Annotated in this window: 13 protein-coding genes; 10 read left to right on the plus strand and 3 right to left on the minus strand. The window is 72.4% G+C overall.

Annotated features, from left to right (window positions below):
* Positions 1–194: 194 nt before the first annotated feature.
* Together ABD143_RS34430 and ABD143_RS34435 are read left to right on the plus strand one after the other, a co-directional pair.
* Complete coding sequence (locus ABD143_RS34430) at positions 195–1,943, plus strand: choline dehydrogenase (protein ID WP_343986688.1); 1,749 nt, start codon at positions 195–197, stop codon at positions 1,941–1,943.
* A 367-nt stretch (positions 1,944–2,310) separates the two neighbouring features.
* Positions 2,311–3,663 (plus strand): hypothetical protein, encoded by a 1,353-nt coding sequence (locus ABD143_RS34435; protein WP_343986690.1) that lies wholly within the window; start codon positions 2,311–2,313, stop codon positions 3,661–3,663.
* A 9-nt stretch (positions 3,664–3,672) separates the two neighbouring features.
* On the opposite strand, the gene ABD143_RS34440 is transcribed toward ABD143_RS34435, so the two are convergent.
* Complete coding sequence (locus tag ABD143_RS34440; protein ID WP_343986692.1) at positions 3,673–3,834, minus strand: hypothetical protein; 162 nt, start codon at positions 3,832–3,834, stop codon at positions 3,673–3,675.
* 34 nt (positions 3,835–3,868) lie between these two features.
* Between ABD143_RS34440 and ABD143_RS34445 the strand changes: the two genes are divergently transcribed.
* Positions 3,869–5,152: an HNH endonuclease signature motif containing protein gene (locus ABD143_RS34445; RefSeq protein ID WP_343986695.1), complete on the plus strand. Its 1,284-nt coding sequence runs from the start codon at positions 3,869–3,871 to the stop codon at positions 5,150–5,152.
* A 220-nt stretch (positions 5,153–5,372) separates the two neighbouring features.
* Here ABD143_RS34445 and ABD143_RS34450 read toward each other — a convergent pair whose 3' ends face one another.
* Positions 5,373–6,824 carry an amidohydrolase family protein gene (locus ABD143_RS34450; RefSeq protein WP_343986698.1) on the minus strand — a complete coding sequence of 484 codons (1,452 nt, stop codon included), beginning with the start codon at positions 6,822–6,824 and terminating at the stop codon, positions 5,373–5,375.
* A 208-nt stretch (positions 6,825–7,032) separates the two neighbouring features.
* On the opposite strand from ABD143_RS34450, the gene ABD143_RS34455 reads away from it, so the two are divergent.
* The 7 genes from ABD143_RS34455 (at position 7,033) to ABD143_RS34485 (ending at position 13,575) form a co-directional block, all read left to right on the plus strand.
* A complete protein-coding gene (locus ABD143_RS34455) occupies positions 7,033–7,836 on the plus strand; it encodes an IclR family transcriptional regulator domain-containing protein (protein ID WP_343986700.1) in 804 nt (267 codons plus the stop codon).
* 31 nt (positions 7,837–7,867) lie between these two features.
* Positions 7,868–9,070 carry a CaiB/BaiF CoA transferase family protein gene (locus tag ABD143_RS34460; protein WP_343986702.1) on the plus strand — a complete coding sequence of 401 codons (1,203 nt, stop codon included), beginning with the start codon at positions 7,868–7,870 and terminating at the stop codon, positions 9,068–9,070.
* Positions 9,063–9,866, plus strand: coding sequence for a citryl-CoA lyase (locus ABD143_RS34465; RefSeq protein WP_343986705.1), 804 nt, complete (start codon positions 9,063–9,065; stop codon positions 9,864–9,866). Before ABD143_RS34460 ends, ABD143_RS34465 begins: the two co-directional genes overlap by 8 nt.
* A gap of 5 nt (positions 9,867–9,871) precedes the next feature.
* Positions 9,872–10,852, plus strand: a complete 981-nt coding sequence (locus ABD143_RS34470; protein ID WP_343987194.1) for a quinone oxidoreductase family protein — start codon at positions 9,872–9,874, stop codon at positions 10,850–10,852.
* 41 nt (positions 10,853–10,893) lie between these two features.
* Positions 10,894–11,103 carry a hypothetical protein gene (locus tag ABD143_RS34475; RefSeq protein WP_343986708.1) on the plus strand — a complete coding sequence of 70 codons (210 nt, stop codon included), beginning with the start codon at positions 10,894–10,896 and terminating at the stop codon, positions 11,101–11,103.
* 2 nt (positions 11,104–11,105) lie between these two features.
* On the plus strand, positions 11,106–11,969 hold the full coding sequence (locus ABD143_RS34480; RefSeq protein WP_343986711.1) for a dioxygenase family protein: 864 nt from the start codon (positions 11,106–11,108) through the stop codon (positions 11,967–11,969).
* 97 nt (positions 11,970–12,066) lie between these two features.
* Positions 12,067–13,575, plus strand: coding sequence for an MFS transporter (locus ABD143_RS34485; protein ID WP_343986714.1), 1,509 nt, complete (start codon positions 12,067–12,069; stop codon positions 13,573–13,575).
* Between the two features lie 8 nt (positions 13,576–13,583).
* On the opposite strand, the gene ABD143_RS34490 is transcribed toward ABD143_RS34485, so the two are convergent.
* Positions 13,584–14,795 (minus strand): RNA polymerase sigma factor, encoded by a 1,212-nt coding sequence (locus ABD143_RS34490; RefSeq protein ID WP_343986717.1) that lies wholly within the window; start codon positions 14,793–14,795, stop codon positions 13,584–13,586.
* Positions 14,796–14,804: the final 9 nt, after the last annotated feature.

The following is a 14,804-nucleotide window of genomic DNA, read 5'->3' on the forward strand; positions in this document are numbered from 1 at the left end:
CTCCCGCACCCCGTGGTACGGACCACTTTTCCCGCCGCCCGAGATCGCCTGGCGGGCCCCGGCGCCGCATGCTCCGACGCGGATGACATCCTCGGTGCTATCTGACGGGTCTCGGATCCACCCGGGCACAGGTGGATCGAGAGGTGATCGCCCGCGTCCGCGCGGGCAGGGGGTTGGTGGGCGTGAGGGGCACGATGACCGAAGCCGGTTTCGACTTCGTGATCGTGGGAGGAGGTCCGGCGGGCTGCATCCTGGCCAACCGGTTGAGCGCGAACCCGTCCACACAGGTGCTGCTCCTGGAGGCGGGGCCGCCTGACTATTGGTGGGACCTCCGGCTGAAGCTCCCGCTGGCGATGGGGTTCCCGGTCGGCAACCCCCGATACGACTGGATGTACGAATCCGAGGCGGAGCCCGGCCTCGGCGCGCGCAAGCTGCACCATCCGCGGGGGAAGGTGCTGGGCGGGTCGAGCAGCATCAACGGGATGATCTACGAGCGCGGCGCGCGCGGCGACTACGACCGCTGGGGCGTCGAGGCCGGCTCGGCCTCGTGGAGCTACGCGAACTGTCTGCCGTACTTCGAGCGGCTCGAGGGGTGCATCGACGAGCCGCTGGGCACCACCCGCGGCCGCACCGGCCCCCAGACGCTGCACCGCGGCCCCGCTGAGGGCCCGATCTTCGACGCATTCTTCAAGGCCGCCGAGCAGGCCGGCTACCCCGTCGTCCCCGACTTCAACGACGATGTCGAGGAGGGCTTCTCCCCGCTGGACCAAGCCGTGCACGCGGGCAAGCGCGCGTCGGCTGCGCAGGCCTACCTGCACCCGGTGCAGGCGCGCGACAACCTCACGGTGCGCTGCCACGCACAGGCCACCCAGGTCGTGTTCGAGGGCACCCGCGCGGTGGGCGTGCGCTACCGCGGACGGGACGGCGCCGAGAAGGAGGTTCGCGCCGCCGAGGTGATCCTCTCCGGCGGTGCGGTCGGCACCCCGCAGCTGCTGCAGCTCTCCGGTGTCGGAGACCAGGAGCACCTCGCGGCCGTCGGGATCCCGCTGGTCCACCACCTGCCCGGCGTCGGTGAGTCTCTGCAGGACCACCTCGCCGTCCACGTGCAGCACAAGTGCTCGCTGCCGGTGTCGCTGTCCCCGATCCGCAACAAGGCCAAGTGGCCAGGCGTCGTGCTCGACGCCGTCCTGTTCGGGAAGGGCCCGGGCACCCGCAACCCGATGCAGGCAGGCGGTTTCGTCAAGAGCGACCACGCCGAGGACGAGCCCGACGTGATGTTCCTGCTGGCGCCGCTCGCGATGCACAGCGCCGAGGACTCGGTCGAGGTGAGTGCCCACGGGTACCAGATGCACGTCGGCGTGATGCAGTCCGACGCGCGCGGCACCGTGAAGATCGTCTCGCGGGACCCGCGTGAGCACCCCGAGATCGTCATCAACTTCCTGTCCGGCTCGAAGGACGAGGCGCGCTGGGTGGAGGCCATCCGGCGGGCGCGTGACCTGCTCTCGCAGCCGGCCTTCCGTCGCCTCGACGCGGGCGAGACGCTGCCCGGCCGCGGTGTCGAGACCGACGAGGAGATCGTCGACTGGGTGCGGCGCACCGGGCGCACCGGCTACCACCTGGCCTGCAGCGCGCGCATGGGCCGCGACGAGGGCGCCGTCGTCGACCCCGACACCATGCGGGTGCACGGGCTCGACGGGCTCCGGGTCATCGACGCCTCCGTCATGCCCTCGCTGACCAACGCCAACACGCTGGCGCCGACGATGATGATCGCCGAGAAGGCGGCCGACCTCATCCTCGGCAACGCCCCCCTGGCTCCTCTGGAGCGCGGCCGGCGCAGCAAACCGGCGAGCAGCAACCCGGCAAGCAACGGTCAGGTCAACGGTTCCGCGGGCATCGCGCACATCGACCGCAGCCGCGCCGGGTCCACCACTGAGCAGGGATGAGCAGCCTTCCCTTCATGACCGCGATCCAGCGGGCGACGGCGGTGCCGATGGAGAACCTGACCCTAGCGGCCGCCGCCATCCTGCTCGCGCAGTGGCGCTCCCGCTCCCGGCTCGCCGGCTGAAGCCTGGCGCCGACCCAAGGCACACCCGTCTGCCGCCGCAGCCGATCACCTGGCTGCGGCGGCGGTCGTGTTGCGGCCACGACGTCAGGATCCGGACAAAGCGTCCGATGATCATACAGGAGAGGAGTTCGGGCGAATCGGCACGGACCTCTCAGCAGGGCCACAGCCTCGGCCTGCCAGGGTTTCGGTAGATGTTCCCAAACCGCCCAGATCCGACAAGCATCCGACAAGCCGAGGTCTTTCCGTTGCGCTCTCCACGTCTCCTGGTCGCCGTCGTCGCGGCGCTCGCCGCGGCGCTGGTCGCCTGCTCCGGCCCGACGCCCGACGGCACCTCGTCGACCCCGTCCGCCGAGCCACTGCCGCCGGTCGAACTGGCGGGCGAGTGGATCTGGCAACAGCAGCGGAACCCGCTGGAGCTCGGCGTCACGCACACGCAGAAGAGCCTCGACCCCGATGATCCCGGAGGGGCGACCGCCCGCGGGACCGAGGTGCTCGCGGACAACGGCGGGATCTGGCAGAACCACCACCTGATGGGCTTCGGCACCCTCAACCCGGAGCCGTCGCCGGGCCAGTACGACTGGAGCGTCCTCGACCGCCGCATGCAGCTCACCGAGGAGACCGACGGCGGCACGGTCCTCACGCTGTGCTGCGCGCCGGACTGGATGAAGGGCGGAGCGCCCGGTGATACCGACTGGTCGAGGCTGGAGACCGAGCCCGAACCGGAGTTCTTCGACGACTACGCCCGCCTGTCGGCAGTCGCGGTGCAGCGCTACCCGCAGATCGACCGGGTGCTCGTGTGGAACGAGCTCAAGGGTTTCTACAACCACGACGAGAACCGCTGGGACCACGAGGGCTACACCGACTTCTACAACCAGGTGTACACCGCGGTGAAGGCCGTGCGCCCGGACGTGCAGATCGGCGGCCCCTACGTCGTGCTGACCAGCCTCGACCCCGGTTCGGAGGACTCGTCGGCCGTCAGCGGGACGTGGGGCGTGGCCGACCAGCGGGCGCTCGACGTCGTGGAGTACTGGCTGCAGAACAACGTGGGGGCCGACTTCCTCGTGGTCGACGGCGGCACCAGCACCAGGCAGGACACGCGGCCGGAGCAGGTCGACCTCGGCGCGCAGAAGTTCGCCGACCTGACGGCGTGGATCCGCGAGCGCACCGACCTGCCGGTCTGGTGGGCGGAGTTCTACCCCGACGTCCCGGAGTCCGACGCCGGGCAGGCCGGGCCGAACAGCCCGGCGAGCGCCGTCGCGACCCTGGCCGCGGTCGCCGCCTACGCGGAGTCGGGCGTCTCGGCCGCGCTGCTGTGGGGACCGCAGGGCCACGGCCTGGACTACGCCGCGCTGTGGACCGACAGCACCAAGCCCGACGGCGGCATGCCGACGCCGCTCACGGAGGCCTGGCAATGGCTGGTGCCGCGGCTGGCCAGCGGTGCGGTGGAGATCGGCCGCTCGCCCACAGTCCCGCTGCTGGCCTTCCGCGCCCTCGACGGTGTGGTGCTGGTCAACCTGACCGGCGACGCGGTCGCGATGGCGCCCGGCTCCGAGCCGCTGCAGCCGTGGACCATCACGGTGGGCAGCAGAACCGAGTAACTCCGTTGGTCAGGGCTTGCGCGCCCCCGTCGCCTTGGCATAGCCGCTCACTACCGCCTCCAGCTCCGCGGCGTCGATCACGTCCTCCAGCCGGCCGAAGCCGTCAGGGGCGCGGCGTTTACAGAGTTGCTTGTTCGCGCCGAATGGGCGCTGACCTGCGGTAAATGACACTCACTCGAACAGTTGTTCGAGTAGAATCAAGGTCGTGTCCACCGATCGCGTTGCCGCCGCGCACCGCCTCCTCGTCGAGGCGGTCGACGCGCTGGTCGCGGCTGCGGGGCCGGGCGCGGGGGATGACGAGTTGCTGTCGGTGCTGACCGTCTCCGAGGGCGTGGCCCGGCGGTTGGACCGGGTGGTGGTGGGTGCGGTGGCCGATCTGGAGCGGCGGGGTGTGTTCGCCGAGCGGGGTTACAAGTCGGCGGCGGGGGCGTTGGGGGACATGCTGGGGTGGGAGCGGTTCGAGGCCCGGCGGCGGGTTGTGGCCGCCGAGCAGGTGTGCCGGCGCACCGGCTTGGACGGTTCGCGGCTTCCGGCTCGGTTGCCGGTCACGGCGGAGGTGTTCGCGGCGGGTCGGGCGGGGCTGCGGCATGTCGAGGTGGTGGCTCGGGTGCTGGGGAGTCCTGCGGCCGAGCGGCTGGCCCCGGAGGTGTGGGCCGGGGCCGAGGTCCAGCTCGCGGCCAAGGCCGACGAGTACACGCCTTCGGAGCTGCTGGTGTGGGGCACCGCTTTGGTAGAGGCGTTGGATCAGGACGGGGTCGAGCCGGATGATCGGCCGCCGCCGCAGGTGAACGAGTTGCACCTGATCCGGCACCGCGGTCGCCCCGGCGGCACGGTGAAGGGCCGGTTCGATGACGCCGCCATGTTCGATGCGATCGCGGCGGTGGTGGATGCGAAGGCCAAGCCACTGACCGGTGAGGACGAGCGGAGTGCGGCGGTGCGGCAGGCCGAAGCGCTGGCCGAGGTGTGCGGGTTCGTGCTGGACCACGGCGACGTGCCGCACGCCGGTGGTGGGCGGCCGCATCTGAATGTGTTGGTGCGGTTGGAGGATCTGGAGAACCGGTGCCGGGCCGCGGTGCTCGATTTCGGTGGCACGGTCGCCCCGGAGTCGTTGCGGATGCTTGCTTGCGATGCGGCGGTGGTGCCGGTGGTGCTGGGCGGGAGGGGTCAGCCGCTGGATGTGGGCAGGTTGACGAGAACGATCCCGGATGGGCTGCGCCGCGCGGTAGTTGCGCGCGGGGGTGGGTGTGAGTTCCCGGGTTGTGGGCGGCCGCCGTCGTGGTCGGAGGTGCACCACATCGTCGGGTGGCAGGAGTGCGGGCCGACCGCGCTGCACAACTTGGCGATGTTGTGCCGCCTGCATCATCGGTTGCTGCACCACTCGGAGTGGATCGTGCGGATCCGCGATGGGCTACCGGAGTTCGTCCCGCCCGCGTGGATCGACCCGCAGCGAAGACCCCGCGCCGCACCGCGACCTCACGCCGTCGCCTAGACATCGGGCGTGGCTACTCGTCCACGTCCTCCCGCTCGCGCTGCTCCCGGAGCTGGGCCGTGACCTCGGACCATCGGAACCGGTAACGCCCGCCCGGCGTGGTCACGGCCGGGGTGAGCATCCCGCGATCCCCGCGCCGACGACCACAGCTCACATGGCGGTTCCCCCGATGATCCCCAGAGCCTCCAGGATGGCGGAGCTGGGCCGATCACAACACCGGCTATCGCCCGTGCGTGGCAGCGCTGCTGTACTCGGTGTACGTGTAGGGGTTGTCGAGGATCGTCGTCTCGGGAATGTCGGGGTTCATCCCCTTCTCCCACGCCTCCTCGCCGAGGGTGGCCCGCAGGTGCTCGACGGTCGCGTCCACATCACGTCGCACGGCCGCGAGGTCGACGCCCACCAGCGCGTGCTCGTGCTTGACCACCCGGCCGTCCACCAGCACCGTGTGCACGTCCCCGCGCTGGGCCTGGAACGCCACGTGCCCGTAGGGGTTGAGCAGTGGGAACGACACGGGGGACCGGTCGTTCTTGAGGAGCACGACGTCGGCCTTCTTGCCGGGTTCGAGGCTGCCCAGCTCGCGGTCGCGCCCCAGTGCCCGCGCCCCGCCACGAGTGGCCCACTCCACCACCTGCTCCGCCCGCAGCGTGCAGTGGGTGATCGTCTCGCCCTTGGCGTGGGCCTCGAAATGCTCCCGGGAGCGGTCGGCACCGAGGGTGGTGCGCATGGCGGAGAACAGGTCCCCGCTCCACCACACGCTCGTGTCCATCGACAGTGACACCGGGATGCCGTGCGCGCGCAGCGCCCACGTGGGCGGGTAGCCCTGGCCTGCGCTCTGCTCGCTCTCGGTGGAGACCGAGACGGAGCCGCCGGTGGCGGCGATGCGGTGGTAGGAGTCGGCCGTGAGCGTGGCGGCGTGGACGAACACGCTGGTCTCGTCGAGGAAGCCGGCCTCGTGGGCGAGCCGGATCCCGTCGTCGTTGGTGGCGCCCCACACGCCGGCGTGCGTGGTGACGGGCGCGCCGAGCTCGCGCGCCACCTCGTAGGCGGCCTTCTCCGGGAACGCCGGGTCGCCGGTGACGTCGAAGGCGAGCTGGAAGCCGAGCTTGTCGTCGGCGGCGTCGAGCAGGCGGCGGGCGAAGGCCTGGAAGTCGGCCGACGTCGACCATTCCCACGGCGCCTGCTGGATGTTGCCGTAGGCGAGCACGAACCGGCCCGGCACCGCCCGCAGCGCGTCGACGGCCGCCTCGGCGTGCTCCACGGTCTGCAGCCCGTGCGACCAGTCGACGGTGGTGGTGACCCCGGCGTCGATGGCCTCAACCGCGGCGAGCAGGTTGCCCGCCCGCACGTCCTGGGGCCGGAAGTGCCTGCCCGACTCCAGGTAGTACCAGACGAAGTACTGGGTGAGGGTCCAGTCGGCGCCGTAGCCGCGCATCGCCGTCTGCCACATGTGCCGGTGGGTGTCGATCATCCCCGGCATGACGATCCCGCCGGACGCGTCGATCTCGACGGTCCCTGCGGGCACGTCCAGGTTCCCGCCGACCGCGGCGATCCGGTCGCCGACGACCAGCACGTCGGCCCGGGGGAGCACTCGGTGCGCGTCGTCCAACGTGAGCACCAGCCCACCGCGCAGAACCACCGGGCGCTCGCCGTCGACGTCGCGAGGGTCGGTCATCGCAGTCGCTCCTTTGCGGACATGCGTCCGTGTACCGGTCACTTGATCGGCGTCACTCTTGTGCAGGGCCGTTGCACTGTCAATCCGCTCCTCGAGCGCAGCGGCCGACCCAGGCGCGCCTCAGGCTGTCCGCTCTTCGGACAGTGGTTACGCTGTCGCCGCGCTCCGGTACCGCCCGGCCGGGGCCACGTCGAGCTGGGAGCGAACCATGCCGCGCAGCGGGACCGGACCGGACTTCATCGAGGCGCTCGCGCGCGGCCTCGAGGTGATCGCGGCGTTCCGGCCGGGGCAGCAGGCGATGTCGCTCACCGAGGTGGCCACGGCCACCGGCCTCGCCCGCCCCACCGCGCGCCGGATCCTGCTCACCCTCGAGGAGCTCGGCTACGTCCGGTCGCACGGTGGCGGGCACACGCTCACCCCGCGGGTGCTGGACCTCGGGGTGGCCTACGTGCGCGCCACAGGGCTGTGGGAGGCGGCCCGCCCGCACATGGAGCGGCTCGTCGAGCGGACGCACGAGTCGTGCTCGATCGCGCAGCTCGACGGCTCCGACATCGTCTACGTCGCCAGGGTGGCGGTACCGAAGATCGTCGGGCTCTCAGTGCAGATCGGCACGCGGTTCCCGGCGCTGCCCACGTCGCTGGGCAAGGTACTGCTCGCGGCCCTGCCACCCGCGGAGCTGGAGAAGGTGCTCGCCGAGCCGTCGCGTTCCGGGCTGCAGGCGCGCTGGCAGCCGGATCGGGCCGAGCGCGACGGGGAGCTACGCGAGGTGCGGGCGCGCGGCTGGTCGCTCACCGACGAGCAGCTCGCGCTCGGGATCCGTTCGGTGGCCGCGCCGCTGCGCGACGGCGCCGGCCGCGTGGTCGCGAGCATCAACGTCAACACGCACGCTGCCGAGACCCCGGTGGAGCGGCTGGTCCACGAGCACCTGCCCCTGCTGTTGCACGCCGCGGGGGAGATCAGCGCCGATTTCGCCCGCCTGGACGCCGTGCCGCACGTGGTGCGACCGGCGTGACTGTCGATCGCCGATGTGTGAGGATGCCCGTATGACGGACGAACGTCCGGTAGTCGGACAGCCGGGTGCCGACGGAGGTTTGCCCGGCCCACTGTCCGGGGTGCTCGTCGCCGACTTCTCCCGCGTGCTCGCCGGCCCGTACGCCACGATGCTGCTCGCCGACCTGGGCGCCGAGGTCGTCAAGGTGGAGGGGCCGCAGGGCGACGAGACGCGCACCTGGATGCCCCCGGTGCGCGAGGGCGAGTCCACCTACTACCTCGGCATCAACCGGGGGAAGCGGTCGCTGGCGCTCGATCTGCGCGACGAGGGCGACGCCGTGCTCGGCCGCGAGCTGGCCCGCCGGGCCGACGTCCTGATCCAGAACTTCAAGCCCGGCGGGCTGGCGAAGTTCGGGCTCGACTTCGAGTCGGTCAGCGCGGCCAACCCGGGGATCGTATACGCCTCCATCAGCGGGTTCGGCTCCGGCGAGGGCGCTCACGTGCCCGGCTACGACCTCATGGTGCAGGCGATGTCCGGGCTCATGAGCCTCACCGGCGACCCGGCAGGCCCCGCCTACCGCGCGGGCATCTCGGTGTTCGACGTGATGGCCGGGAACCACGCGGTGATCGGGATCCTCGCCGCGCTGCGCCACCGCGACCTGACCGGGCAGGGCCAGCACGTGGAGGTCAACCTCCTGTCCTCGGCGCTCACCGGGCTCGTCAACCACAGCTCGGCCTTCGTCGCGGGCGGGGTGGTGCCCTACCGCATGGGCAATGCGCACCCGAGCGTCTTCCCGTACGAGCCTTTGCCCACGGCGGACGACGACCTCATCGTGGCCGCCGCCAACGACGGCCAGTTCCGCAGGCTGTGCGAGGTGCTCGGCGTCCCCGGGGTCGCCGACGACCCACGCTTCGCCCGCAACGCCGACCGCACTGCCAACCGGGAGGAGCTGCGGCCGATCCTCGTCGAGCGGCTCCGGCAGCGGGGTGCCACCGAGTGGTTCGAGGCGCTCGTCGCCGTCGGGGTGCCGTGCGGGCCGATCCAGACGATCGACGGCGGGTTCGCGATGGCGGAGCGGTTCGGGCTCGACCCGATCGTCGAGGTCGGGGAGGGCGAGCGGGCCATCCCCACCACGCGCCACCCGATCAGGTTCTCCGCCACCCCGGTGCAGTACCGGCTCCCGCCACCGCAGCTCGACGAGCACGGCGCCGAGCTGCGCAAGTGGCTCACGACGCCCGAGGACCCCCATGCCTGAGTACCCCACCGCGCTCGGGGCCTCCGACCCCACGTCGATCACGCTGCTGGGCAAGGACCTCGCCGCCGACGTGATGGGAGAGGTCGGCTTCGGCGAGCTGGCGTTCTGGCTCGCCACGCAGGAACGTCCGTCGCCGGGGCAGGTGCGGGTGTTCGAGGCGGTGCTCGCGGCGCTCGCCGACCACGGCTTCACACCCACGGCGATCGTCACGCGCCTGACCTACCTGTCCGCGCCCGACTCGATCCAGGGCGCACTCGCCGCCGGGCTGCTCGGTGGCGGCTCCCGGTTCCTCGGGGTCACGGAGGACTGCGGCCGGTTCCTGCACGGCGTGCTGGAGGGACTGGCCGAGCCGCCCACCGACGAGGCCGGGTGGGACGCGCTCGCGCTCGAGACCGTGCGCGCCGAGCGGGAGGCGAAGCGGTTCGTCCCCGGGCTCGGGCACCACGTGCACAAGGAGGGCGACCCGCGCACGCCGCGGCTCATGCAGATCGCCAGGGAGGAGGGGCAGTTCGGGCCGCACCTGGAACTCTTCGCCGCGATCGGACGGGTGCACCCGCAGGTGCTCGGGCGCACGCTCCCGCTCAACGGGGCAGGGGTCTGCGGCGCGGCGCTGGCCGACCTCGGCCTCCCGCTCCCGTTGCTGCGCGGGTTCGCGCTGCTCGCCCGCACCGCGGGGCTCATCGGCCAGCTCGCCGAGGAGCTGCGCCACCCGGTCGCGAACGACATCTTCCTGTCGGTCGACCTGAACAACCGCTCGGTGCCGCCCGACCCGTGGCCCTCCGGGGATCGGCCGTGAACGCGATGCGCGCGGCCATCGTCGAGGCGCCGGGGCAGGCGCCGCAGCTCGGCGAGCGCGCCCGGGCCGACGCGGGCGAGGGCGAGCTGCTCGTCGGCGTGCGCGCGGCACCGATCACGCCGCTCGACCTGCTCTGCGCGTCCGGCACGTCCTACTTCGGACGCCCCCAGACCCCGTACGTGCCAGGCGTGCAGGGCGTCGGCGTCGTGGAGCGCGGCACTGCCGCGATCCCGGCGGGCACGCTCGTCTGGTTCGCCACCTCGGCAGGCATGAAGCCGGGCGACGGCAGCATGCGCGCCACCGCTGCCGTGCCCGAGTCGGACGTGGTGGCTCTCCCGCGCGACGCCGACCCGGTGCTGGTGGCCGCGCTGGGCCTCTCGGCCGTGGCCGCGTGGATGGCCCTGACCTGGCGCGGCGAGTTGGAGCCCGGCGAGCAGGTGCTCGTGCTCGGCGCGGGCGGAGTCGTTGGGCAGGCGGGTGTGCAGCTCGCGCGGATCGCCGGGGCCGAGCGCGTGGTTGCGGCAGCCCGGTCCGCAGAGGCTCGCGAGCGAGCCGTACGGCTCGGCGCGGACGCGGTGGTGGAGCTGACCGCCGACGACACCGTCGAGGGGCTCGCCGATCGGATGCGCGCCGCGACCGGGGGTACCGTCGATCTGGTGCTCGACCCGCTCTTCGGTGTGCCTGCCGCCGCAGCGATGCGCACGCTGCGCCCCCACGGACGGCTCGTGAACCTAGGAAGCTCCGCGGGCGAGACGGCGCCGATCGACTCGTCGACGCTCCGCAGCCGCTCGCTGCGGATGCTCGGCTACACCAACAACGAGCTGACGCCTGCCGAGCGCCGCGAGGCCCTGACCCGTGTCGTCGAGGAGGCGGTCGCCGGGCGGCTCACCGTCGCCCACGAGCAGGTGCCGCTCGACGACGCCGCGCAGGCGTGGACCCGGCAGGCCGCGGGCCAGGCCGCCTGCCGGATCGTCCTCACACCCTGACCAGGAGGTCACATGACCCTCCCGTCGTTGCCGCTGCTGCCGTGATCGACCTGTCGACGCCGGAGGTGGAGACCCCGGAGACCGTGGCCGAGCGGGTGCGGCGCGCGTTCCGGTACCTGCCGCCGGAGCAGGTCGTGATCGCCCCGGACTGCGGGATGAAGTACCTGCCGCGGGAGGCCGCGGAAGGCAAGATGCGCGCGATGGCAGGCGCCGCCGCCCTGCTGCGCGCCGAGTTCACTGGAGGGCGCTGACGATGCAACTCGCCACCGAGGACAACATCACCGAGCTCGCCGCGGCGCGCTGGGCGACCGCGCACGACCCGCGCACAGCCGAGGTCCTGAGCGCGCTCGTGAAGCACCTGCACGCGTTCGCGCGCGAGGTGCGGCTCACCGAGGCCGAGTGGATGGCCGCGGTGCAGTGGCTCACCCGCACCGGGCAGGTCTGCGACGACAAGCGCGAGGAGTTCATCCTGGCCTCCGACGTGCTCGGGCTGTCGATGCTGGTGGTGCAGATGAACCACCGCCTCGACCCCGCCGCTACCCCGGCTACCGTGCTCGGCCCGTTCCACATCCCGGGCTCGCCCGGCCTGGAGTTCGGCGGCGACATGTCCGACGGTCTGCCGGGCACCCCGCTGTTCGTCCACGGCACCGTGCGCGACCTCGACGGGAAGCCGGTCGGCGGGGCGGTGCTCGACGTCTGGCAGGCCGACACCGACGGCCTCTACGAGAGCCAGGTCGCGGAGGCGGACGAGGCGCGGCTGCGCGCGAAGTACACGACGCGCGAGGACGGGACGTACTGCGTGCGCACGATCGCGCCGCTCGGCTACAGCATCCCCATGGACGGTCCGGTCGGCGAGCTGATCGACCGCACCGACATCAGCCAATTCCGCCCGGCGCACATCCACTTCCTGATCGACGAGCCCGGCTACGAGCCTCTCATCACGCACCTGTTCCAGGAGGGCGCCGACTACCTCGACAGCGACGTCGTGTTCGGCACCAAGCAGGAGCTGGTGGTCGCGTTCACCGAGCGGGAGCCGGGCCCGACGCCTGACGGCGGCGAGTCCGCGTCGCCGTTCCTCGTGGCGGAGTACGACTTCGTGCTGCAGCCCAAGGGGTGATTCGCGGGCCTCCCGGGTCCGATGTCGAGAGCGCGCGTTCGGGTTCGACCTGTTGTCGCACGGGACCGTTCGGGTCCCTCGACAACGGAGGTCGCACATGGCGACGCGCACGGAGACGAGCAGGTCGGCCTGGTGGGGGCTCGCGGTTCTCGCGCTGCCGACCCTGCTCAGCGCCGTGGACATCAACGTCCTGTTCCTCGCGCTGCCCCACCTCACACACGACCTCGGCGCCTCCGCCGTGGAGCAGCTGTGGATCACCGACATCTACGGCTTCGTGCTCGCCGGCCTCGTCCTCACGATGGGGACGCTGGGCGACCGCATCGGCAGGCGCCGGCTGCTGTTCGCCGGCGGGCTGGTGTTCGCGGTGACCTCGGTGGTGGCGGCCTACTCGGTCAGTCCCGAGATGCTGATCGCGTCCCGGGCCCTGCTCGGGATCGCGGGCGCCACCCTGATGCCGTCGACCCTTGCGCTGATCACCACGATGTTCCGGGACGGCCCTGAGCGCGGCCTCGCGATCTCGATCTGGGCGACCTGCCAGTTCTCGGGCGCCGCGCTTGGCCCGGTGGTGGGCGGCGTGCTGATCGACCACTTCTGGTGGGGGAGCGTGTTCCTGCTCGCGGTGCCGGTGATGGTGGTCCTGCTCGTGGTCGGGCCGTTCGTGCTGCCCGAGTGCGCGAGCGGCGAGCCTGGCCGCCTCGATCTCGTCAGCGTCGCGATGTCGCTGGTGGCCGTGCTGTCGGCCGTCTACGGCGTCAAGGCCCTCGCGACCGGCACGGCCGCGGCCGGTGTCGCCGTCACGGCCCTGGTGGTCGGTGGCGCGGTCGGCGCGCTGTTCGTGCGACGCCAGCTGCGGATGGAGCGCCCGCTGCTCGACCTGGGCCTGTTCCGGCTGAGCCGCGTCAGCATCGTCCTCGGCGCGCTGGTCGGCGCCGGGATCGCGATGGCGGGCGTCGGGATGCAGGTCACGCAGTACCTGCAGTCCGTGCTCGGCTACCCGCCCGTCGCGGCCGCGGCCTGGTTCGCGCCGATGGGCCTCGGCGTCGCGGCCGGGACGATGCTGACCCCGGCCCTGGTCCGCCGCGTCGCGGCGCCGGCGGCGGTCTCGGGCGGCCTCGTGGTCGCGGCCCTCGGGTCCGCGCTGCTCGTGCTCGTGCCGAGCGAGGGCGGCCCTGTCACGGCCGTCGTCGCCATCACGGTGCTCGCGATCGGCACCGGACCACTGTTCGCGCTGGGCACCGGGTACATCGTGGGTACGGTGCCCGTCGGACGGGCCGGCGCCGCGGCGTCGCTCGCGGAGACGGGTAACTACATCGGCGGCGCACTCGGCCTCGCCCTGCTCGGCACCCTCGCCACGGCGGCGTACCGCCTCCGGATGGATACCGTCGTCCCGGAGCAGGCGAGGGGCGTACTCGGCCAGGCGCGGGAGACGGTCAGCGGTGCGGCCGCCGCGGCGGGGGAGCTGCCGGCCGGGGACGGCGCGCGTCTCCTGCAAGCAGCGCACGAGGCCTTCACCGGCAGCCTCCACCTGCTCGGCATCGTGGGGGCGGGTCTGTTCGTCGTGCTCGCCGTGGGGACGAGCCGGATCCGGCTTGCCCACGATCGCTGATGCGCCTGTCAAGTGGCGGGCCCCGGCTCGAGGCCGGCGCGGCGGTGATGCAGGAAGGTCCGCTCGGTCTGGTTGGTGGCCAGTGCGATCGCCTCGTCGTAGGCGGCGAGGGCTTCTGCGATCCGTCCGAGCCGGGTCAGCAGGTCGGCCCGGGTTGCGGGGAGCAGGTGGTAGCCCGGCAGGTCCAGGTCCGCGATCGCGGCGAGGGCCGGCGCGGGCCCGTGCACCTCGGCGACGGCGACGGCCCGGTTGAGCGCGACGACGGGCGTCGGGGCGTGGAGGAGGAGCTGGTCGTAGAGGGCCAGCACCTGGTCCCAGTCGGTGGCGGGTCCGTCGGTGTGCACGGCGTTGATGGCGGCCTGGAGCTGGTAGGGGCCGGGCCGGTCCCGGCGCAGGCAGCGGCGGACGAGTTCGTGGCCTTCGCGGATCAGGTCCCGGTCCCAGCGTGAGCGGTCCTGCTCGGCGAGGGTCACGAGCTCACCCGAGGGCCCCACCCGCGCCGGCCGGCGGGCTTCGGTGAGCAGCAGCAGGGCGAGCAGCCCGAGTACCTCCGGCTCGTCGGGCATCAACGCGGCGAGCGCCCTGCCCAGGCGGACCGCCTCCAGGCACAGGTCGGTCCGCACCAGCGTCCCGGACGTCGAGGTGTAGCCCTCGTTGAAGATCAGGTAGAGCACGGTCAGCACGGGAGGTAGCCGGTCGGGCAGCTCGGCGGCGTCAGGTACTCGGTAGGGGATGGCGGCGTCGCGGATCTTCTTCTTGGCACGCACGATCCGCTGGGCGATGGTCGCCTCGGGTACGAGGTAGGCCCGGGCGATCTCCGGCACCTCGAGCCCACCGAGCAGGCGCAGGGTGAGCGCGGTCTGCGCAAGCGGTGAGAGCGCCGGGTGGCAGCAGGTGAAGATCAGCCGGAGCTGGTCGTCGCGCACCGGTCCCACCTCCGTGGGCTCGTCGGGTTGGTGCAGCAGCAGGGCCTGGGCCTGGCGAGCCTCGCGCGTCGATTCCCGGCGCAGCCGGTCGATCGCCCGGTTGCGGGCGGTGGTGACGATCCAGGCGCCGGGGTTGGGCGGCAGCCCATCCCCGTTCGGCAGGGCCCACTTCTCCAGGGCCACCGCAAACGCGTCCTGGACGGCTTCCTCGGCGAGGCCGATGTCGCCGAGGAGGCGGACGAGCGTCGCCACGCAACGGCCGTACTCCGCCTGGTAGACGCTCGCCATGTCCATGTCGGTTCC

It is taken from the genome of Pseudonocardia aurantiaca, assembly GCF_039526725.1.
Taxonomy (GTDB): Bacteria; Actinomycetota; Actinomycetes; order Mycobacteriales; family Pseudonocardiaceae; genus Pseudonocardia; species Pseudonocardia aurantiaca.

Excerpts from the sequence above, each read along its gene's own strand:
- ABD143_RS34430 (WP_343986688.1), top strand. The coding sequence starts at position 195 with ATGACCGAAGCCGGTTTCGACTTCGTGATCGTGGGAGGAGGTCCGGCG.
- ABD143_RS34450 (WP_343986698.1), bottom strand. The coding sequence starts at position 6,824 with ATGACCGACCCTCGCGACGTCGACGGCGAGCGCCCGGTGGTTCTGCGC.
- ABD143_RS34455 (WP_343986700.1), top strand. The coding sequence starts at position 7,033 with ATGCCGCGCAGCGGGACCGGACCGGACTTCATCGAGGCGCTCGCGCGC.
- ABD143_RS34460 (WP_343986702.1), top strand. The coding sequence starts at position 7,868 with ATGACGGACGAACGTCCGGTAGTCGGACAGCCGGGTGCCGACGGAGGT.
- ABD143_RS34465 (WP_343986705.1), top strand. The coding sequence starts at position 9,063 with ATGCCTGAGTACCCCACCGCGCTCGGGGCCTCCGACCCCACGTCGATC.
- ABD143_RS34470 (WP_343987194.1), top strand. The coding sequence starts at position 9,872 with ATGCGCGCGGCCATCGTCGAGGCGCCGGGGCAGGCGCCGCAGCTCGGC.
- ABD143_RS34480 (WP_343986711.1), top strand. The coding sequence starts at position 11,106 with ATGCAACTCGCCACCGAGGACAACATCACCGAGCTCGCCGCGGCGCGC.
- ABD143_RS34485 (WP_343986714.1), top strand. The coding sequence starts at position 12,067 with ATGGCGACGCGCACGGAGACGAGCAGGTCGGCCTGGTGGGGGCTCGCG.
- ABD143_RS34490 (WP_343986717.1), bottom strand. The coding sequence starts at position 14,795 with ATGGACATGGCGAGCGTCTACCAGGCGGAGTACGGCCGTTGCGTGGCG.